This window comes from Variovorax sp., from assembly GCF_035634955.1.
Taxonomy (GTDB): domain Bacteria; phylum Pseudomonadota; class Gammaproteobacteria; order Burkholderiales; family Burkholderiaceae_C; genus Variovorax.
The window spans coordinates 399296-418108 of sequence record NZ_DASQBZ010000015.1 but is presented as its reverse complement, the minus strand read 5'-3'; the positions used below and the strand labels follow the sequence as shown (position 1 = coordinate 418108).

Here is an 18813-nt window from a genome sequence, read left to right as displayed (position 1 = left end):
GCCGCGGCCCTCACTCCGCCGTGATGTTCGCCGCCTTGATGATCTGCGCCCACTTCTTCGTCTCGGACGCGATGAACGCGCTGAACGCGGCCGGCGTGCCGGCGCGCAGTTGCAGCCCCACGTCCTCGGCCTTGCGCCGGACCTCGGCGTCGGCCGCGGCCGCGTTGATCTGCGCGTTCAGCCGCTGGACGATGTCGGCCGGCGTGCCCGCCGGCGCCAGCAGGCCGTACCAGCCGTAGCCCACCACATTCGGCAGGCCCTGCTCGCGGATGGTCGGTGCGTCGGGGTATACCGGTGTGCGCTCCTCGGTCGCCACGCCCAGCACGCGCAGCTTGCCGGCCTTGATGTGCGGCACGGCCGTCGAGATGGCGGTGAGCGTGGCGTCGATCCGGCCGGCAAGCAGCTCGGTGTAGGCCGGCGCGTCGCCCCGATACTGCACCACGATGCCCTTCGCGTCGGCCGCGCGCAGCAGCAGTTCGGCGGTCAGGTGAGGCGCCGAACCCGATCCGGGAGAGCCGAAGGTCGCACCCGTGGGGCTCGCCTTGATGTGCTTGATGAATTCCGGCAGCGTCTTGTAGGGCGCGCTGGCATTGACGACGAGGAACAGCGGCGCGATGGCGGTGCTCGAGATGGGCGCGAAGCTCTTGTGCACGTCGTAGGGCAGGTCCTTGTAGAGCGCTTCGCCGATCGCGATGGGCGCGGCTGCGTGCAGCAGCGTATAGCCGTCCGGCGGCGCCTTGGCGACGAAGTCGTTGGCGATGCGCGTGCCGGCGCCTGCCTTGTTCTCCACCACGAAGCCCTGGCCGAGCTGGCGCGACAGGTAGTCGCCGAGCACGCGGGTGAGGATGTCGTTGGAGCCGCCGGCGTTGTAGGGCGAGATGAGCCGGACGGGGCGCGCCGGCCATGCCTGCGCCAGCGCCCCGGTGCTCCATGGAAGTGCAATGCCGGCGGTAGCGGCAGCGGCGGTTGCCGTGCCGAGGAAGCTGCGGCGGTTCAGTGCTTGCATGTTCGTCGTCTCCGTTGTTGTCGGGTTGCGTTGTCGATCTCGGGTCGGCCGGAGTTGCGGCTTCTCGTCGCAGTCCTCAGGCCACGGCGCCGGCCTGGCGCAGCGCGGCGATCTCGGCGGCACCGTAGCCGGCATCGGCCAGCACGCGGTCGGTATCCGCGCCGCAGGCGGGTGCGGCGGGCGGCGTGGCACGTGGCGCATCGCCCAGGCTGTACGGCAGGCCCAGGGCGCGGTAGCGGATGCCGTCCGCGCCCACGGCTTCGACCAGCATGCCGCTTTGCTGCAGGTCAGCCCCTTCGAGCACCTGGCGGTAGCTTCGTACCGCGCCCACGACGATCTGGTTGCCGCCGAGCAGCACCACGCATTCGTCGCTGGTGAAACCCGAGAGGCACTCGCGCAGCACCGCGCGCAGCTCGCCGCGGTGCTCGACGCGCAGGGCGTTCGTGCAGAAGCGCGGGTCGCGTGCCAGGGCTTCGCGCCCCACCACCCGGCAAAAGCGCGCCCAATGATCGTCGGCGTAGGCCGAGAGCACGATGTGCCCGTCGCGCGTGGGCACCACCTCGGCGGCCGGGGCGTTGTTGGGCTGGCCATCGCCGATGCGCATGGGCTCGGGGGCGCCGCCGAGGTAGTCGCTCCAGGTGGTGGCCTGCAGGTGCACGGCCACTTCGAGCAGCGAGGTCTGCAGCGTCTCGCCCAGGCCCGTCTTCTCGCGGCCGTACAGCGCCGCCAGAACTGCCTGCGCGCCCAGGTGCGCCGCCGCCGCGTCGATGACCGGCACGCCGACCTTCTGCGGAAGCCGGTCCGGCTCGCCGGTGACCGACATCAGCCCGCTCTCGGCCTGCGCGGCGATGTCGTAGCCGGGCCGGTCGCGCGACGGGCCCTGGCTGGCGAAGCCCGAGATCGACAGGTAGATCAGGCGCGGGAACCGTTCGCGCACGGCGGCCGGGCCGAGGCCGAGCGACTCCACCGCGCCGGGCCGCAGGTTCTGGATGACGACGTCGCTGTCCGCGATCAGCCGCCAGGCAACCGCCCTGCCGGCCTCGCTCTTGAGGTTCAGCGCGATCGACCGCTTGCCGCGGCTGTAGGCCCGGATCATCGACTCGCCATAGCGGCCGATGTGCCTGGCCTGGTCGCCCGCAACCGGCTCGATCTTGATCACGCTGGCGCCGAGTTCGCCGAGCGCCATGGCCGCCCCGGGGCCGGCGATGTACTGGCCCAGGTCGAGGACCCGGACGCCCGCGAGAGGCGTGGCCGGACGGGCCGCCCGCCGTTCTTCTGGATGGTCGCTGTTCATTTGGCGGTGACGTTATCCTCCTGGGCGATTCTTGAAAATTCGATAATCGTGAGGTGCTGATCACGTTTGGTGATCACCCGGAGCGGGACGACATGGACGCCAAGACAGACCATCTGGTACGCAAGCTGCGCCTGCGGCATCTCGACCTGCTCGTGGCCTTGGCGGAAGCCGCCACGATGCGCGGCGCCGCAGCGCGGCTGCACCTGAGCCAGCCGGCCATCAGCAAGATGCTCGGCGAGATCGAAGGCTCCTTCGGCGCCAGGCTGTTCGAGCGCAGCCACCAGGGCGTGCAGGTCAATGCCCTGGGCGCGACGGTCGTCTACCGCGCTCGCGCGGCCCTCAACGAGCTGGCGCGCGCCACGCAGGACGTCGACGCCATGCACAACGGCGTCGCCGCGGTGCTGCGCCTGGGCGCGCCTTCGGTCACCGCCACCGTGCCGGCCGCCATCGTCCGGCTGCGCGAGCGCATGCCGGGCGCGGCCGTGCACGTACGCGAAGGCCGGGTCTACGAGCTGATCCAGCGGCTGCTCGAGGGCGAACTCGACTGCGTCTTCGGGGCCATCACGCCCGAACTGCTTTCGAGCCAGATGCTGCCGCGCCTGCGCTCGGAACTGCTGCTCGACGACACACTGTGCGTGATGACCTCGGCGGCCAACCGCATGGCGGCACGGCGCGCCATGCGCTGGGCCGACCTGCGCGATGCGCCATGGGTCCTGCCGCCCAGGGAAACGCTGGTGCGGCAGGCCTTCATGACCGCCTTCCTGAACGACGGCGTCACGCCGCCCGAGCCGGTCGTCGAGGCCATGTCGTCGGTGACCGTCGGCGCGGTCCTGCGCCTGGACCCCACCCTGCTGTGCGCGGTGCGCCTGGAGCAGGCGGTGGACGAGGCGGCCAGAGGCGGGGTGCGAAGGGTGAACGTGGCGCCCGCCGTAAGCCTGCCGTCGTTCGGGCTGTTCACACGCAGCGAGACGCTCGAGCCGCCGACAGTGCTGAAGGCGTTCGCCGACGCGGTCAGGCAGGTCGGCGCGACGCTCGCGTCGCAGCGGTTCAGGTAGGCGTCAGCGCGCGTGCGGGTCCAGCGACAGCGCCTGCCCGGGAGCGGGCGCCGGCTGCCGCGCCGCCTCGATGGCCCAGACGCTGTCCGGCCGTCCCGTCCTGGCGCGGCGCGCCGTCGCGCGAGCCATCCATGCGAAGCATGCGGCCAGGGCCGCGGCCACCGCGTCGACGCCCAGCGTGGCCGCCGACCCGTGCGCCCAGGCGCCCGTCTGCGGCACCAGCCAGCCGATGGCGCTCGTCAACGGAATGGCAGCCGTCACGACAGCGGCGGTCCACAGCAGATGGATGCCGGCCCGGGCGGCGCCGCGCATGAACGCCCAGGCGACGCCGGCGAAGAACATGCCGTAGTAGACGAGCTGAAGGCAGCCCGTCAGGTCGCCGACCCGTCCATGCAGCCACTTGGCAGCGACGAGCATCAACGAGATGCCGCAGACGCTGCCCAGGCAGATGCCCACCGTGGCGCTGGCCATCAGCCGCGTGTCGAGGCGCTGGACCGGATTTGCGCCGGCGTTCCGTGCGGACTTGCGCCGCGACTCGATCCACAGCAGGTTGCCGCTGTAGAACAGCCACGCCCCCGCGAGCCCCAGCACGAAGTACATCCATTGCACGGCCGCGTTGCCGAACGACGCCATGTGCAGCGCGAAGAAGCTGCTGATGAAGAGATTGGGCACATTCTGGCGGCCCGGCAGGTAATCGCTGTCGAGGACCTTGCCACTGTACGGATCCAGCGCGACGAAGCCGCCCATCGCGCGAGGAGAGATCGCGGACGTGTCCTTGCCCCAGACGCGCACCACCGCGCGCGGGCCCGCGACCTGCTGGTACTGCAGCATCGTGGGCGCCAGGCCCGGCGCGATCTCGCGTGTCCGGGCCAGCAGTTCGGCCGGCGGCAGCATCGTGCCCACGTCCCGCGGCGGCGGCGGCGGCGCGGCAGACGTCTGCGGGCGCTGGAATGCGCTTGACCACTTCCCCTCGTGCACGAGCCTGTCCTGCAGGTCGTAGATCTGGTCGTGAAAAGCGAACACCACGGCCGACAGCGCCATGACGATATGAAAGGGCAGGCTGACGATGCCCACCACGTTGTGCGCATCCAGCCACATGCGCTTGAGGTTCCTGCCCACCCGCAGCGCGAAGAAGTCCTTGACCAGCGAAGGCAGCAGCACCACGACGCCCGAGATCAGCGCGACCGCGTACAGGGCGGAGACGACACCCATGAACCAGCGGCCCGGGTCGTTGTCGAACGGCAGGCCGACGACGCGGTGCAGCACGTCGATGAACGCGCCGAGCCTGGACGGGTGGACCTCCCCGACCGAGGCAGCGCCGCTGGCGTCCAGCGTCGCGGCGAAGTGCCGCTTCGACGACTCGTCGTGGTCGCCGGCGCCCGGGTCCCGCACATCCCAGGCCATGCGCGCGGGAATGCCCTCGTTCTCCCGCACGTGGATGGTGAAGCCCCTGGCGACGGCAGGATGGTCGCCGATCGTCCTGGCGATCAGTTGCGGGACCTGGTCGAGCGGCACCTGCTGTGCCGGTGCCGGCGCCGGCGGCGACGCCCACCGCTCGATAGGCTCCTTGAAGACGGTCAGCGCACCCGCGTAGAAGGCAATGAACAATGCCATGCCGCTGACGATGCCGGTCCAGGTGTGGACCGACTTGTAGATCCGGATGTGGTCGGCTCTCATGCGATGTGTCAGATGGCCGCGGCGCGCAACGCCCACCAGGCGCCGCAGGCCACGATGTTGAAGCCGCCCAGCCAAAGCCAGGCGCGAAGGCCGCTCTCGAAGAAGTACACGAGACCGAGCGTGAACAGCCAGATCGGCGGGACGATCCACATGGCCAGCTGGCCGCGGACCGCGAGCGGCACGTCGGCGGTCAGGACCGAGAGGATGCCGCTGGCGGCAAGCGCGAGCGTCAGGCCGAGTACGAGGCCGGCCAGTGTCTTGGCGATCCAGTCCGGACGGATCGGCCGGGGCCGGGCATGTTTCATGTCATGGCTCCCGGCGCAGCGAACGAAGGGCGCCGGCGTAAGGCAGCAGCACCAGCGCCAGCATCAGCGTGGTGGCGAGCGCGAAGATCGCGGTGAGCGCGGTCATCGTCTGGGCGAAGCACAGCCAGCCGAGCAGCCAGCAGCCCGTGCCGGCGGTGCGCGCCGGCCCGCGCCGCAGCGGCGAGACCAGCCACCGCTGGTTGGGCGAGGCGAGATAGACGCCCGCGCTGCCGAGCAGCACGAAGACCAGGCCGGCCAGCGTACAGACGTAGGCGATCATGGGGACGCCGGTTGCTCGAGGAAGAATTGCATGCCTCGCGTCATGGCCGGCAGCCAGGCCGGGCCGTGGTCTTCTCCGGCCAGCTCGTGGAAGGCCACCCGGCCTTCGGTCCCGGGCGCCTGCTGCAGGCGCCGCGCGAGGGCGCGCGCCTCGGGCACCATGGGGCGGCTGGCGATCAACGCGAGCGTCTCGGGCGAGTAGTTGCCCTTGCGCGGCGCGTCTTCAAGCGCGCCGACGCTGATCTGCACCCGCGGCCTGCGGGCGGGATCGAGCTTCTCGTAGCGCGGCAACCCGTCGAGCACCAGCTTGTCCTGCCACCAGATGGAAGGGCTGGAGGCAATGAACGTCGAGAAGCTGTCCGGCCGCGAGAACAGGGCATGCAACACGAACAGGCCGCCGAAGGAGTGGCCGAACAACGCCTGCCGCTGCGGGTCGATGCTGTGGCGCGAGGCGACGAGCGGCTTGACCTCCTGCTCGATGAAGTCGAGGAAGCTCGCCGCGCCGCCTTCGGTGGCTGGTGCGTCGGGGCGGCCGGGCGTGTAGTCGCGTTTTCGCGCGGGCACGTCGAAGTCGCGCGCGCCCGGATAGCCGATGCCCACCACGACCGGCGGCGCGTGCCCGGTGACCTCGCTGCGGGCGGCAGCCGAGCGCGCCAGAAATGCCGCCACGGGAAACGCCGCGTTGCCGTCGAGCACGACGAGCAAGGGGTGGCCCGTGGCCGGGGCCGGCCCCGCGGGCGCGGCCACGAAGATGCGGTAGCCGTGGCCGGTCGTGCGCGATGTGACGTCCAGCTGCCGGGCTTCGGGCAGCACGACGTCCTGCCACGCGGAGGCGCGCTCGGTTGCCGGCGCGCGAGCGGCCGGCACCAGCATGGCCGCGGCGAGAAGAAGATGGCGCAGCACCGCGCGATGGGCGTGCATGGGCGTCAGAATTCCATCGTCGCCGACACACCCACTGTCCGGCCCTGGCCGAGCGTGGCGATGGGCGTGGTGTCGCTAAACGCGCCGGAGTAGTAGCGCTTGTCGAACAGGTTGGCGACATTGAGCCGAAGCACCAGGTCGCGCCCGGCCATCTGCGTGGCATAGCGCGCGCCCAGTGCGAAGACGCCCCAGCCGGGGATTTCCTGCGTGTTGGCCGCGTTCACGTACTGGCTGGAGCTGGCGATGACGCCCCCGCTCAGCGTCAGGCCGGGCGCGAACGTCGTGTCCCACTCGACGCCGAGATTGCCCTGCCAGCGCGGCGCGCCGACGGCCGTGTTGCCGTCGTAGGCGCTGCCGGCCGTCTTCGTCTGCACGCCGTCGGTGTAGGTAGCGCCGCCCAGCAGGCGCACGCCCGGTGCAATCTCGCCGAAGGTATTCCACTCCAGTCCGCGCACGCGCTTCTCGCCGCCGTCCGACGGCACGTTGCCGTCCACGGTGATCAGCATGGGCTTGGTGATCTGGAACAGGCTCGCCGTATTGGTGAAGGTGCCCGCGTTCCACTTGACCCCGCCTTCGACCTGTTCGGACTTGTAGGGCGCGAAGGTGTAGCTGTAGGCATACAGCGGCGGCGACACGCTGTCGCCCTTGCTCAGGCCCTGGACGTAGTTGGCGTACAGCGAGATGCCCGGCCCCCATGGCTTGAACACGGCGGCGACGGCGGGCGTGACGGCGCTTTCGTCGTAGGCGCCGGTCACGGCGCCGGCAGCGTTGAAGTTGGTGGTCTTGACGGACTGGTTGCGCAGGCCGACGGTGAGCCGCAGCATGTCCTGCATGAAGGACATCGTGTCGACCAGCGCCAGGCTGCGCAGGGTCGATTCGCTCGTCATGGGTGCCAGCGTCGGGATGGCGGGCATGGCCGTGTACACCGGGTCGTAGATGTTCGTCGTGAACGGCCTCGACGAGTTGTTGGCCGAGCCGGCTTCCTGGTCGAGGTTGGAGGCCTGCAGGACCACCTCGTGCAGCACCGGACCGGTGCTGAACTTGCCGCGCAGGCCCGCTTCGGAAGACACGTCCTTCTCGTAGCCGAACTGGGCCGCCGTCACGGTGGTCGTGCTGGTGCCCAGCGCATTGATGTTGCGCACGTGCGTGCCGTTGATGAAACCGGCGTAGTCGTCATGCTTGACGCCCACCGCGGCGAATGCCGACAGGTTCGGGTTGAACTCGTACTCGGCGCGGGCAATGGCGGCCTTGCTCTCGAGATCTCCGCGCGCCGCCGGGAACTGGTTGATCGACGCGGCCGGCGCGGCGGGGATCGCGGTGCTCGAGAACCAGAACATGGCGGGCGTGCCGCCGCGGTACGACTCCTTGCTGCTGTAGGCGTCCAGCGATGCCTTGAGGTCGCGGCCCCGGTAGTCCAGCGCGGCCGAGACGAACTCCCGCTTCTTCGACTGGCCGTCGAGTTCCGTGTCGCCGTCGCTGTACGCGCCGTTGACCCGCAGCCCCCAGGCGTTGTCCTGCCCGAAGCGGCGCCCCAGGTCGACCGCCCCGCCCCATTGCCCGTCCGACTCGTAGCCCAGGCCGACGCGCGACAGCGGCTCGTCGCCCGCACGCTTGGGCACCAGGTTGATGGTGCCGCCCACCGCCCCGCTCGGCGCCATGCCGCCGAAGAGTGCGCTCGGCCCCTTGAGCAGTTCGACGCGCTCGACGAACTCCAGCGGCACGTGGCCGATCGGCGCCAGGCCGTACATCCCGTTGATGGCGATGTCGTTCTGGTTCACGTCGAAGCCGCGGATGCGGAAGTTCTCGTAGGCATGGCCGGACGAGGTGGTGTAGCGCACCGAAGGGTCGTTGCGCACGACGTCGGCCAGCGTGCGCGCCTGCTGGTTCTCGATCAGTTCGGAGGTGAAGCTGGTCGTGTTGAACGGCGTGTCCATCACGTCGACGTTGCCCAGCAGGCCCAGCCTTGCGCCGGTGGCGACCTGTCCGCCCGCGTAGACCGGCGGAAGCGCTTCCGGCCCCGTCGGGCTCGCGGTCACCGTCACGGCGGGCAGGGCGCCGGCGGGCGGTGCGGCGCTCTCGGCCGTGATGGCGGACTGGGCCAGCACGGCGGCCGGGGCGTACAGGCCGCCGGCGAGGAAGGCAGCACAAGCCAGCTGCGCGGCCCGGGGCAGCGGTGCGCCCACGGCGGCGGAACGAATATCTGCCTGGTCAACGCGCGGGGGAAAACGGCGGACGGGAGGACGACGACCGGGCAACGCGAGAACTGCACACTTCATGCTGGTTTTCCTGAATACGAATGCGAACGAGTCGCATTCTATATTCGTCGTCCGACCGTCCTGTGTGGCCTGGCACCGGCGCGCGTCCTCAGGGCTCCTTGCCCACCACCTCGAAGAACGCCCGCACCATGCGCATGTCCCGGCGTTCGGCCAGGCACACCATGTGCACGTAGGTCCTGACCTGCGCGTCGTCGAGCCGCACCGCGTGCAGGCCCGGGCCGGGGATGAACTCCACCTCCGACACCGCGGCCACGCCCAGGTTCTGCGCCACCGCCTCGCGGATGATCTCGCGGCTGCCGACTTCCATCACCACCTCCGCCTCCACCTTGGCGGCGGCGAGCGCGGACTCGATCGCCCGGCGCGTGGTGGAGCCGAGCTCGCGCAGGATCAGCTTCTCGCCGGCGAGCTCGTCGGTGCGGATGCTGCGCCTGCGCGCGAAGCGGTGGTGCGTCGAGCAGAAGATCACCACCGGGTGGTCGCTGTAGGGCACGGACACGAAGCGCTTGTCGCTCGCCACGTGGGCCAGCACGCCGACGTCGGCGCTGTAGTCGGCCAGGCGGTCCTGCACGTCCTGCGAATTGCCCGTGCTGACCGACACCTTGATGCCGGGATAGTGCTGGTGGAACGCAGCCAGCATCTTCGTGACCTGCGCCGGCCCCACGGCCGCCACCCGCAGGTGGCCGGTCCGCAGTTCGCCCGACTCGCGCAGCAGCTGCACGGCCTCGGCCTCCAGACTGAACACCTGGCGCGACAGGTGCAGCAGGCGCTCGCCCATCTCGGTGGGGCGCACGTGCCGGCCGGCGCGGTGGAACAGTTCCACCTTGTACAGCGCCTCGAGCTGGCCGACCTGGGTGGTCACGGTGGGCTGGCTCACGTGCAGGCTTTGCGCGGCGGCGGTGAAGCTGCCGCTCGTGGCCACGGCATGGAAAGAGCGCAATTGAGTCAGCCGCATGAATCGAGTCTCGGTGTTATCCCGGCCGAACTATAGGTTTGCTCAATACATAGGTCAAAAAACTTGAATTGGCTGAATGTGGCGTCTGCGCCGAAAGTCCGCCTCGGCGTCATGAACCTGTGAAGTGGCGCGGAAAAAGTGACGGATCCCTCAGTTCCGCAATTGGAGACCTCGATGAAGCTCACCCGACGTTCCCTCCTCGCCTGCGCGCCCGCCGTGCTGGGCGCCCCCCTGATCGGCCTCGGCACCGGCGCGGCGCATGCCGCCGACGTGCTCACGGTGGGCCTGATCCCGTCCGAAGACTCGCGCGCCATGATCGCCAACAGCCAGGCGATGATGGACATGCTGTCGAAGTCGCTCGGCATGCCGGTCAAGCCCTTCGTGGCGGCCGACTACAACGGCGTGATCGAGGCGCTGCGCTCCAAGCGCCTGGACGTGGCCTACCTCGGCCCGTTCTCGTACGTGATGGGCACGACCGTGGCGCCGATCGAGGCCTTCGCCGTCGCCGAGACCAAGAAGGCCGGCCGCAGCTACTACCACTCGCTCATCGTGGCGCGCAAGGACAGCGGCATCCAGAAGGTCTCCGACCTCAAGGGCAAGACCTTCGCCTTCGTCGACCCCACGTCCACCTCCGGCCACCTGTTCCCCAAGGCCGGGCTGATGAAGGCCGGCTTCGATCCGGACAAGGACTTCGGCCGCGTCATCTTCTCCGGCTCGCACGACTCGAACGCCGTCGCGGTGCAGAACAAGAAGGTGGACGCGGTGGCGATCGCCGACCGCATCCTGGACGCGGCCATCGCCAAGGGCCTGGCCAACCGCGACGACCTGGTGGTCGTGTGGAAGTCCGACCCCATTCCGGAGTCGCCCACCGTGTGGCGCAAGGACCTGGACCCCGCTCTCAAGAAGCGGGTGCAGGCGGCGTTCCTGGAAGTCAAGGACATCCCGTGGTCCGACCAGGGGATGCTCAACGGCTTCCACCCGACCAACGACAAGGCCTACGACGTCATCCGCGAGACGGCCAGCATCCTCCACCTCGACCTGAAGGCGATGAAGTGATCAAGATCCGAGGCCTGACCAAGCGCTTCGGCGCATTCGAGGCCCTCAAGGGCATCGACCTGGACGTGAAGCCGGGCGAGTTCCTGGTGGTGCTGGGCCCGTCCGGCGCCGGCAAGTCGACACTGCTGCGCTGCATCAACCGGCTGGCCGAACCCACCAGCGGCGAGATCCACATCGACGGCCAGCTTCTCAAGCCGGACGCCGCCAGCCTGCGGCGGCTGCGCTGCCAGGTGGCGATGATCTTCCAGCACTACAACGTGGTGCCGCGCCTGTCGGTGCAGAAGAACGTGCTGACCGGCCGGCTGGGCGCCATGCCTTCGGTCCTGTCGTGGCTGCAGATCTTCCCGCGCAAGGACGTCGAGATCGCGCTCGAGTGCCTGCGGCGCGTCGAGCTGCAGGACAAGGCCGAGCTGCGCACCGACACGCTCTCGGGCGGGCAGAAGCAGCGGGTGGGCATCGCCCGCGCGCTGGCCCAGCAGCCCAAGATCATTCTGGCCGACGAGCCGGTGGCCAGCCTCGATCCGAAGACCTCGCGCACGGTTCTCAACTACCTCAAGCAGGCCAGCCGCGAGCTGGGCATCTCGGTGGTGTGCAACCTGCACCAGGTCGACTACGCCCGCGAGTTCGGCGAGCGCATCGTCGGCGTGTCGGGCGGCCGCATCGTGTTCGAAGGCGGGCCCGACCAGCTCACGGGCGACGTGCTTCATCGCATCTACCCCGGCCTGGACGAAGGCCAGGCGCACAGCGCCTCGCCCATGGCGGCCACGCCGGCGCCGGTGCTGCGGCAACTGCAACTCGAGGAGGCCTGACCATGAATGTCGGCTCATACACGCTGCTCGTCGCCAAGCCGGGCAACATGGGGTGGTGGCCGCGCCTGGCCACCGGCGCGGGGGTCCTGGCGGTGTTGTGGTGGGCGGCGGCCGGCGCGCAGGTCAGCTTCGGCGAACTGGCCAAGGGCCTGCCGTGGATCGGCGATTTCCTCTCGCGCATGCTGCCGCCGAACTGGTCCTTCATCAACAAGCTGATCACGCCGGCCATCGAGACGGTGCAGATCGCGCTGTGGGGCACGCTGCTGTCGGTCATCCTGGCGGTGCCGGTGTGCTTCTTCGCCGCGCGCAACCTCACGCCCAACCTGGCCGTCTACCAGTTCACGCGCCAGGTGTTCAACGTCACGCGCGGCATCAACGAGATCATCCTCGCACTGATCTTCGTGGCTGCCGTCGGGCTGGGGCCGTTCCCCGGCGTACTCGCCCTGGCGGTGCACGGCGCCGGCATGCTGGGCAAGTTCTTCTCCGAATCCATCGAGGAGATCGACCAGGGGCCGATCGAGGCGCTGCGTGCGACCGGCGCCGGGCCGATCCAGACCATCATCTTCGGCGTGCTGCCGCAGGTGATCACCGCCTGGATCGCCGTTGTGCTCTACCGCTTCGAGACCAACCTGCGCCAGGCCACCGTGCTGGGCATGGTGGGCGCGGGCGGCATCGGCTTCGAGCTGGTGGGCAGCATGAAGCTGTTCCAGTACCAGGACACCGCCACCTGCATCCTCGTGATCATCGCCATGGTGATGGTGGCCGACTATGTGTCGACCCGCCTGCGCGCCTGGATCCAGAAGGGCGCCCGCTGATGACCGGCCCCGCCGAGGCCGGCGCCCTGGTGGCGGCGGTGACGGCCAGGCACAAGCTGCGCGCGCGGCACGACGTCGGCAGCGACCTCGCGCTGAACCACAACGAACTTTCGACCTAGAGGCTTCCTTCATGTCCCATGAGTATTTCAACCCCGTGCGCAGCGTGTACGGGGCCGGCGCCCTGTCGTCGCTGCCCGGCCTGCTCGACGGCCAGCGCGCCGTCGTGGTCACCTTTCCGGAGGCGCGCCAGCTCGGCCTGGTCGCGCGCCTGGAACAGCTGCTCGGCGACCGCCTGGCCGGCGTGATCGACGACGTGCGCCCCAACCCCGACGTGGCCGAACTGCGCGCGCTGTACGACGACTTCTGGCGCGCGCCCGAACGCGCGCAGGTGATCGTCGCCGTGGGCGGCGGCAGCGCCATCGACACCGCCAAGGCGCTGATGGTCGGCACCGCCTCCGGCCGCTTCGACGAGCTGGTGGAGTCCCTGGCCGCAGGCCGCCCCTTCGAGCCGGCCCGGTGCAAGCGCCTGATCGCGGTGCCGACGACCGCCGGCACGGGCAGCGAAGTCACGCCTTGGGCGACGGTCTGGGACCGCGCGGCGCAGAAGAAGTATTCGCTGCACCTGCCGCAGACCTGGCCGGACGTGGCTGTCATCGATCCGGAGCTGATGCTGTCGCTGCCCGCCGCGGTCACGCTGCAGAGCGGGCTGGACGCGCTGTCGCATGCGCTCGAGTCGATCTGGAACGTCAACGCGAACCCGGTCTCCGACACCTTCGCGGTCGCCGCCATCCATGACATCCTGGACACGCTGCCCAGGCTCATGGCCAGTCTCGACGACGTCGGCCTGCGCGGGCGCATGGCGCTGGCCGCCCTCAAGGCGGGCATGGCGTTCTCCAACACCCGCACGGCCCTGGCGCATTCCATTTCCTACGAGATGACACTGCGCTACGGCCTGCCGCACGGCATCGCCTGCTCGTTTCCGCTGCCGATGGTGCTGCAGCGGGCGCTCGGCCGCAGTGCCGAGCGCGACGCAGTACTGGCCCGCGCACTGGGGCCGCTGGACGGCGCCGCGCAGCGCCTGGCTGCGTTCATGGAGCGCCTGGGCGTCAAGACGCGCTTCGCCGACTACGGCGTCACCGACGAGCAGGCCGAGAAGATGGTCGCCTACGCCCTCACGGGCGCGCGCGGCCGGAACTTCATCGGCACGGCCATGCGGGAGGCCGCATGAGCACGGCCGTCGCAGACACCAACTGCAAGACGTTCACGTTCCCGTGGTGAAGGACTGAGGATCCGCCCGGCGCTGCGCAGTTCGCGCGCCGGGCGGTGTCCAGTGGCCGCCGGCCGCTGGCCGGCGGTAACCCGCCAGGTTACTGAACCTGCTCGCCCGTCGCACGGATCTCCACGCGGCGGTCCGGCTGCAGGCAGGCGATGAGCGCGCTGCGGCTCCTGGCGCCCTGGCTGCGGCAATCGGCTTCGGTGATCTTCAGGTCGGTCTCGCCCCGGCCTTCGGTCTGGATCACGCCTGCCGGCACGCCCTGCTGGACCATGTAGTCACGCACTGCATTGGCCCGCGCCACGGACAGGCGCTGGTTGTACTCGGTGCTGCCCAGCGGATCGGTGTAGCCGACGACCATGATGGAGCGCGGACGGAAGTTCGAGGTCTTGAGCTCCTGCAGCATTTCGTCGACCTTGGTACGTCCCGCTGGCGTGAGCACCGCCTTGTCGAAGACGAAGGTTCCATCCGACGAGAGCTGGAAGTTGCGCATCGGCGGCGGCGGCGGAGGCGGAGGCGCAACCATCGGCGCCGGCGGCGGCGCTGCCTGGGCCACGGTCGGGGGCGCCCCGAGCGGGATCTGCAGGCCCACGGTGAACATCCATTCGTCGAGTTGGCCCTGGTTGTTCACGAACCGGTCGGCGTTGTCGTCGTAGCGATAGCGCGCGTCGGCCACCAGGCGGCCCCAGGACGAGAACGGCCAGACGATGCCCACGCCGGCGTTGGCGATGAAGCTCGTCTTGCTGTCGCTGCCGGCCTGCCCGCTGATCTTGTCCTGGATGGCGCCGATGCCGCCGACCAGATAGGGCTGCACGCTGCCCAGCTGCCATGCGCGAAGCCCCTGGCGGCCGAGGAAGAACCACTGCGCGTCGAACGTACCGCTCCAGTTCTTGTACTTGCTGTCGGGGCCGAGCCAGGTCGAGTCCATCTCCTCGTACTGGCCGCGCAGTTCGAGGTTCCAGTAGGGGCTGATCGGCTTGCCGATCGCAAGTCCGCCGCCCCAGCCGTCGTCGGCCAGCCGGCCGCCGTCCGGGTTGACGTACACGCCGAAAGGGGTGATGTACCAGCGGTTGTCGAAGTACTGCTCGGCCGTGTACGACTGCGCTAGGCCGGTCGCACATGGAAGGGCAAGTACACAGCAGGCAACTAGTGAGCGTCGGTCGAACATGAAAACCTCTCGATTCGTAGAAGGGTTGATGAGAGTCACTGCCGAAGCGAAATGAATCCGGAACGTAAGTCCGGGCAAGTGCGCCGTCCGGCACATGCGCAACCATGTGTGTCTATCGCCCAGTAAGCGCTCGCACCTGCGGTTGCAAATCTTGCAGTGCCGAACCCAGGCAGTGGCGAACCGGCAACGAGTCTGTGGTAGCGCTGCGGGCGGCAATGCGCCTGCCGCGTCGGCGCCGTCCTACAACACAGTCCGTCTGGCGCTATCGGACGTAGGAGCGCAGCACGGAAACCACGAGGTCCAGGTCTGCTTCGCGCTGCGCCGCGGGTATGTCGTCCGCGCCGAGATGGTCGCGAACGTGGCCCTCGAGCACTTCGAGCATCAGGCCGTTGACTGCACCGCGGATGGCCGCCAGCTGTTGCAGGATCGCCGAACAGTCCCGGGCCTCCTCGAGCGCGCGCTCGAGCCCTTCCGCCTGGCCCTTGATGCGGCGGATGCGCGCCAGCAAGGGCTTCCTGTTCAGAACCGTATGTGCCATGGAGCGCGATTCTAGAGCGCGCCAACATACTGGGGTACAGTATCCTGATGAACAGCGCCGTATCCGTGAACCCATCCCCCACTGCGGGTCGCCGAACCCATTCGCACGTGTTCGACGAGGGCAATCCGCTCGGCGAGAAGAAGGCCCGGCTGGCCATCTGGCTGACCGCGACGATGATGGTCCTGGAGATCGCCAGCGGCTACTACTTCAACTCCATGGCGCTGCTGGCCGACGGCTGGCACATGAGCTCCCACGCGCTTGCCCTCGGCCTGTCGGTGGCGGCATACGTCGCCGCGCGACGCCTGTCCGGCAATCCACGCTTCGCGTTCGGCACCTGGAAGATCGAGGTTCTGGCCGGCTACACCAGCGCCCTGTTCCTCCTGCTCGTGGCTGGTCTCATGGTCTACGAGTCCGTGGTGCGGCTGCTGTCGCCCGCCGCCATCGGCTACGAGCAGGCCATCGCGGTCGCCGTGATCGGCCTCGCGGTGAACCTGGCCTGCGCCTGGCTGCTCAAGGACGGGCATCACCACGGTCACGGTGACGACCATGAACATGGCCACGCGCATGACGGCGACGCCGCCCATGAAGACATCAACCTGCGATCCGCCTACCTGCACGTGGTCGCGGACGCAGCCACCTCCGTCATGGCCATCGTCGCGCTGGTGGGCGGCATGCTCTGGGGCTTCGGCTGGCTCGACCCGGTCATGGGTCTGGTCGGCGCCGCCTTGGTCGCGGCATGGGCCCTCGGACTGCTTCGCAGCAGCAGCCGCGTGCTGCTCGACGCGGAAATGGACGCGCCGGTCGTGCGCGAAGTACGCGAGGCCATCGGCGAGGGCGCCCCGGCCGCGACCATCTCGGACCTGCACGTGTGGCGCGTGGGCAAAGGCAAGTACGCCTGCATCGTCGCGCTCGAGGCGAAGGATGACCTCAATGCGGACGACGTGCGGCAGCTCCTGAGCATTCACGAAGAGCTGGCGCACGTGACCGTCGAGGTCAACGCACCGGCCCCCGCCTGAGGGCCGGCGTCGCGCGCAGCTACGCGGCCAGCCGCGCCCCGTCTGCGGCCAGCGCGCCTTGCAGCGCCGGCACGTCGATGCGCCCGAAGGCGCCGTCCTTGCCGAGCATGGCGGCGGCCGTGCCCGCGGCCTGCCCCATGACGAAGCAGGCGCCGCTGGCGCGCGCGGCCGACTGGCCCTCGTGCGTCATGGAGGCGCACCGGCCCGCCACCAGCAGGTTGTCCACGCCGTGCGCCACCAGCATGCGCCAGGGCAGCTGGTTCACCGCATTGGCCGCGTCGCGCGGGAAGTGCCAGTCCACCCGGCCGTCGGCGTGCAACTCCATCGGCCAGGCATTGATGCCGATGGTGTCGTCGAACCGCGCCGAACCCAGGATGTCCTCGCCGCTGAGCGCATACAGCCCACGCACGCGCCGCGTCTCGCGGATGCCCACCTGCGGCGCGATGTCGACGATGGCCGAGTGCTCGAAGCCGGGAATCTCCGCCTTCAGGAAGCGGAAGAACTCCGCGATCTGGCGCCGGCCTTCGAGTTCGCCCTCGCTCAGTTCGCGCGCGTCCACGCCGTTCATGGCCTTGCCGTGCGCGTTCCTGATCTGGGTGACGTTGACGCGCCATTCGCGCGGGTCGATGTTGGGCCGCAGGATCGCGCCCTCGCGCGCGAAGCGGTAGGCACCGGGCTTTGCCGCCTTGACCTTGTCGATCCAGTCGTTGATGGCCTTGAATTCGCCCACCGCCTGCAGCGCCGGCGCGGCGTCCACCTGGCCCACGCGGAACATGGTGGTCGGGAACAGGCCGCTGCCCGCGCCGTCGCCCAGTTCGAAGGGCACGCCGGCGAACGCCGCCACGTCGGCGTCGCCCGAGCAGTCGACGAAGCTGTTGGCGCGGATCGCCTGGCGGCCGGACTTGGTCTCCACCGCCAGCGCCGCGATGCGTGCGCCCTCGAGGATCACGCCCGCCGCCTGCGCGTGGAACAGCATCTGCACGCCGGCCTCGAGCAGCAGCGGATCGGCGGCGCACTTGTAGGCCGACACATCGTACGAGCGCACGCGGATGCGCCCGCCCATTCCGTCCTGCGGGTTGTTCAGGCCGCCCAGCGCATCGATGCGCGCCAGCAGCTCGTCGGCCACGCCGCGCACCACCTGCTGCATCTGGCCGTCCACGCGGCCGTACAGCCCGGCGAAGTTGGTCACCCCGCCTGCCGTGCCCATGCCGCCCAGGAAGCCGTAGCGCTCCACCAGCAGCGTTCGCGCGCCGTGGCGGGCCGCGCTCAAGGCAGCGGCAATGCCTGCCGGCCCGCCGCCCACCACCACCACGTCATAGCTGCCAAACACCGGCAACGCGCGCGCCGGCTCGATCATGTTTTCCAACCAGAGACCTCCGACGCGATTACTGCAGCTTGATGTTCTGGCTCGAAATGATCTTGCCCATGATGGCGGCCTCTTCCTTGACCCGCAGCTTCATGCCTTCGGGCGAGGTGCCCACGGCCTGCCAGCCCTGGTCGAAAAGCTTCTTGCGCACGTCGGGCGACTTCATGATGGTCGCCAGCGCGTCGGTCAGGCGCTTCTGCGCGGCCGGCGACAGGTTCGCCGGACCGATCAGCGCGGTCCAGACCTCGAGGTTGAAGTCTTTCACGCCGATCTCCGACAGCGGCGGCAGATCCGGCACCAGCGCGCTGCGGCCGGCGGTGGTCAGGCCGATCGCCTTGACCTTGCCCGATTGCGCCTGCGGCATGGCCAGGCCGGGCGGGATCAGCGCCAGTTGCACCTGGTCGCCGATCATGTCGGTCAGGATCTGCGGATTGCCGCGGTAGGGCACGTGCACCGCCTGGAAGCCCGGAATGCGCGACTTCATCAGCTCCATGCCCAGGTGGCCGACCGAGCCCACGCCGACCGAGCCGTAGCTCCATTTCTGGCCGCTCTTGGCGGCTGCCTCGACGAAGGCCTTGCCGGTGGGCACGCTGTTGTTCGCCACCAGCACCAGCGGCGCGGTGGCCAGCAGCGACAGGTAGCTGAAGTCCTTGGCTGGGTCGTACGGCAGGTTCGGATACAGCATCTGGGACGACGTCAGGTTGCCGTTGATCACCACGCCGATGGTGTGGTCGTCGGTGGCCTTGGCGACCTGGTCGGCGGCGATGTTGCCGGACGCGCCGGGCTTGTTGTCCACCACGATCGGCTGGCCCAGGGCCTTGGACAGCGGCTCGGCGACGATGCGCGCCACGATGTCGGGGGTCGAGCCACCCGGGAAGCCCACCATCAGGCGGATCGGCTTGCTGGGCCAGGACTGGGCATGGGCACCGCCGGCTGCGAGCAGTGCGGCGGAACAGGCGGCGATCAGGGCGGTTCTGCGGGCGAATTGCATGTTGCGAAAACTGTAT

The 18813-nt window shown here is 69.4% G+C and carries 18 protein-coding genes; 6 read left to right on the top strand and 12 right to left on the bottom strand.

What is annotated here, in order from left to right:
* Nucleotides 1-10: 10 nt before the first annotated feature.
* Together VES41_RS06865 and VES41_RS06860 are read right to left on the bottom strand one after the other, a co-directional pair.
* Nucleotides 11-1006, bottom strand: a complete 996-nt coding sequence (locus VES41_RS06865) for a tripartite tricarboxylate transporter substrate binding protein (RefSeq protein ID WP_324814662.1) — start codon at nucleotides 1004-1006, stop codon at nucleotides 11-13.
* Nucleotides 1007-1082: 76 nt separating this feature from the next.
* Nucleotides 1083-2300, bottom strand: coding sequence for a CoA transferase (locus VES41_RS06860; RefSeq protein WP_324814660.1), 1218 nt, complete (start codon nucleotides 2298-2300; stop codon nucleotides 1083-1085).
* Between the two features lie 92 nt (nucleotides 2301-2392).
* On the opposite strand from VES41_RS06860, the gene VES41_RS06855 reads away from it, so the two are divergent.
* Complete coding sequence (locus tag VES41_RS06855; protein ID WP_324814657.1) at nucleotides 2393-3355, top strand: LysR family transcriptional regulator; 963 nt, start codon at nucleotides 2393-2395, stop codon at nucleotides 3353-3355.
* A 3-nt stretch (nucleotides 3356-3358) separates the two neighbouring features.
* On the opposite strand, the gene VES41_RS06850 is transcribed toward VES41_RS06855, so the two are convergent.
* The 6 genes from VES41_RS06850 to VES41_RS06825 all read right to left on the bottom strand — a co-directional run bounded on the left by VES41_RS06850 (nucleotide 3359) and on the right by VES41_RS06825 (nucleotide 9765).
* Nucleotides 3359-5032 carry a PepSY-associated TM helix domain-containing protein gene (locus tag VES41_RS06850; protein ID WP_324814655.1) on the bottom strand — a complete coding sequence of 558 codons (1674 nt, stop codon included), beginning with the start codon at nucleotides 5030-5032 and terminating at the stop codon, nucleotides 3359-3361.
* 8 nt (nucleotides 5033-5040) lie between these two features.
* Nucleotides 5041-5337 carry a hypothetical protein gene (locus VES41_RS06845; RefSeq protein ID WP_324814652.1) on the bottom strand — a complete coding sequence of 99 codons (297 nt, stop codon included), beginning with the start codon at nucleotides 5335-5337 and terminating at the stop codon, nucleotides 5041-5043.
* 1 nt (nucleotide 5338) lies between these two features.
* Nucleotides 5339-5617, bottom strand: a complete 279-nt coding sequence (locus VES41_RS06840) for a hypothetical protein (protein ID WP_324814649.1) — start codon at nucleotides 5615-5617, stop codon at nucleotides 5339-5341.
* Nucleotides 5614-6537, bottom strand: coding sequence for an alpha/beta hydrolase (locus tag VES41_RS06835; RefSeq protein ID WP_324814647.1), 924 nt, complete (start codon nucleotides 6535-6537; stop codon nucleotides 5614-5616). The genes VES41_RS06840 and VES41_RS06835 overlap by 4 nt, the downstream gene beginning before the upstream one ends.
* 5 nt (nucleotides 6538-6542) lie before the next feature.
* Nucleotides 6543-8720, bottom strand: coding sequence for a TonB-dependent siderophore receptor (locus tag VES41_RS06830; RefSeq protein ID WP_324814645.1), 2178 nt, complete (start codon nucleotides 8718-8720; stop codon nucleotides 6543-6545).
* Between the two features lie 181 nt (nucleotides 8721-8901).
* Entirely contained in the window at nucleotides 8902-9765 is an 864-nt protein-coding gene (locus VES41_RS06825; RefSeq protein ID WP_324814642.1) for a LysR substrate-binding domain-containing protein, read from the bottom strand.
* A 174-nt stretch (nucleotides 9766-9939) separates the two neighbouring features.
* Here VES41_RS06825 and phnD point away from each other — a divergent pair, with 174 nt between their 5' ends.
* From phnD to psrA, 4 genes are all read left to right on the top strand, one after another.
* Complete coding sequence (phnD, locus tag VES41_RS06820; RefSeq protein WP_324814640.1) at nucleotides 9940-10821, top strand: phosphonate ABC transporter substrate-binding protein; 882 nt, start codon at nucleotides 9940-9942, stop codon at nucleotides 10819-10821.
* Entirely contained in the window at nucleotides 10818-11630 is an 813-nt protein-coding gene (gene phnC, locus VES41_RS06815) for a phosphonate ABC transporter ATP-binding protein (RefSeq protein WP_324814638.1), read from the top strand. The genes phnD and phnC overlap by 4 nt, the downstream gene beginning before the upstream one ends.
* A gap of 2 nt (nucleotides 11631-11632) precedes the next feature.
* Nucleotides 11633-12445 carry a phosphonate ABC transporter, permease protein PhnE gene (gene phnE, locus VES41_RS06810; protein WP_414719050.1) on the top strand — a complete coding sequence of 271 codons (813 nt, stop codon included), beginning with the start codon at nucleotides 11633-11635 and terminating at the stop codon, nucleotides 12443-12445.
* A 130-nt stretch (nucleotides 12446-12575) separates the two neighbouring features.
* Nucleotides 12576-13673 carry an iron-containing alcohol dehydrogenase PsrA gene (gene psrA, locus VES41_RS06805; RefSeq protein WP_324814633.1) on the top strand — a complete coding sequence of 366 codons (1098 nt, stop codon included), beginning with the start codon at nucleotides 12576-12578 and terminating at the stop codon, nucleotides 13671-13673.
* 139 nt (nucleotides 13674-13812) lie between these two features.
* On the opposite strand, the gene VES41_RS06800 is transcribed toward psrA, so the two are convergent.
* Complete coding sequence (locus VES41_RS06800) at nucleotides 13813-14886, bottom strand: OmpA family protein (protein ID WP_324814630.1); 1074 nt, start codon at nucleotides 14884-14886, stop codon at nucleotides 13813-13815.
* 262 nt (nucleotides 14887-15148) lie between these two features.
* Nucleotides 15149-15424, bottom strand: coding sequence for a metal/formaldehyde-sensitive transcriptional repressor (locus tag VES41_RS06795; RefSeq protein ID WP_324814627.1), 276 nt, complete (start codon nucleotides 15422-15424; stop codon nucleotides 15149-15151).
* Between the two features lie 47 nt (nucleotides 15425-15471).
* Here VES41_RS06795 and dmeF point away from each other — a divergent pair, with 47 nt between their 5' ends.
* Nucleotides 15472-16440, top strand: a complete 969-nt coding sequence (gene dmeF / locus VES41_RS06790) for a CDF family Co(II)/Ni(II) efflux transporter DmeF (RefSeq protein ID WP_324814624.1) — start codon at nucleotides 15472-15474, stop codon at nucleotides 16438-16440.
* A 19-nt stretch (nucleotides 16441-16459) separates the two neighbouring features.
* On the opposite strand, the gene VES41_RS06785 is transcribed toward dmeF, so the two are convergent.
* Nucleotides 16460-17797 (bottom strand): FAD-dependent oxidoreductase, encoded by a 1338-nt coding sequence (locus VES41_RS06785; protein WP_324815019.1) that lies wholly within the window; start codon nucleotides 17795-17797, stop codon nucleotides 16460-16462.
* A gap of 28 nt (nucleotides 17798-17825) precedes the next feature.
* Nucleotides 17826-18797 (bottom strand): tripartite tricarboxylate transporter substrate binding protein, encoded by a 972-nt coding sequence (locus tag VES41_RS06780; RefSeq protein ID WP_324814620.1) that lies wholly within the window; start codon nucleotides 18795-18797, stop codon nucleotides 17826-17828.
* Nucleotides 18798-18813 lie beyond the last annotated feature (16 nt).

Bases quoted from the DNA above. Each gene is read 5' to 3' on its own strand.
- VES41_RS06865 (WP_324814662.1), bottom strand. From the start codon at position 1,006: ATGCAAGCACTGAACCGCCGCAGCTTCCTCGGCACGGCAACCGCCGCT.
- VES41_RS06860 (WP_324814660.1), bottom strand. From the start codon at position 2,300: ATGAACAGCGACCATCCAGAAGAACGGCGGGCGGCCCGTCCGGCCACG.
- VES41_RS06855 (WP_324814657.1), top strand. From the start codon at position 2,393: ATGGACGCCAAGACAGACCATCTGGTACGCAAGCTGCGCCTGCGGCAT.
- VES41_RS06850 (WP_324814655.1), bottom strand. From the start codon at position 5,032: ATGAGAGCCGACCACATCCGGATCTACAAGTCGGTCCACACCTGGACC.
- VES41_RS06845 (WP_324814652.1), bottom strand. From the start codon at position 5,337: ATGAAACATGCCCGGCCCCGGCCGATCCGTCCGGACTGGATCGCCAAG.
- VES41_RS06840 (WP_324814649.1), bottom strand. From the start codon at position 5,617: ATGATCGCCTACGTCTGTACGCTGGCCGGCCTGGTCTTCGTGCTGCTC.
- VES41_RS06835 (WP_324814647.1), bottom strand. From the start codon at position 6,537: ATGCACGCCCATCGCGCGGTGCTGCGCCATCTTCTTCTCGCCGCGGCC.
- VES41_RS06825 (WP_324814642.1), bottom strand. From the start codon at position 9,765: ATGCGGCTGACTCAATTGCGCTCTTTCCATGCCGTGGCCACGAGCGGC.
- phnD (WP_324814640.1), top strand. From the start codon at position 9,940: ATGAAGCTCACCCGACGTTCCCTCCTCGCCTGCGCGCCCGCCGTGCTG.
- phnE (WP_414719050.1), top strand. From the start codon at position 11,633: ATGAATGTCGGCTCATACACGCTGCTCGTCGCCAAGCCGGGCAACATG.
- psrA (WP_324814633.1), top strand. From the start codon at position 12,576: ATGTCCCATGAGTATTTCAACCCCGTGCGCAGCGTGTACGGGGCCGGC.
- VES41_RS06800 (WP_324814630.1), bottom strand. From the start codon at position 14,886: ATGTTCGACCGACGCTCACTAGTTGCCTGCTGTGTACTTGCCCTTCCA.
- VES41_RS06795 (WP_324814627.1), bottom strand. From the start codon at position 15,424: ATGGCACATACGGTTCTGAACAGGAAGCCCTTGCTGGCGCGCATCCGC.
- dmeF (WP_324814624.1), top strand. From the start codon at position 15,472: ATGAACAGCGCCGTATCCGTGAACCCATCCCCCACTGCGGGTCGCCGA.
- VES41_RS06785 (WP_324815019.1), bottom strand. From the start codon at position 17,797: ATGATCGAGCCGGCGCGCGCGTTGCCGGTGTTTGGCAGCTATGACGTG.
- VES41_RS06780 (WP_324814620.1), bottom strand. From the start codon at position 18,797: ATGCAATTCGCCCGCAGAACCGCCCTGATCGCCGCCTGTTCCGCCGCA.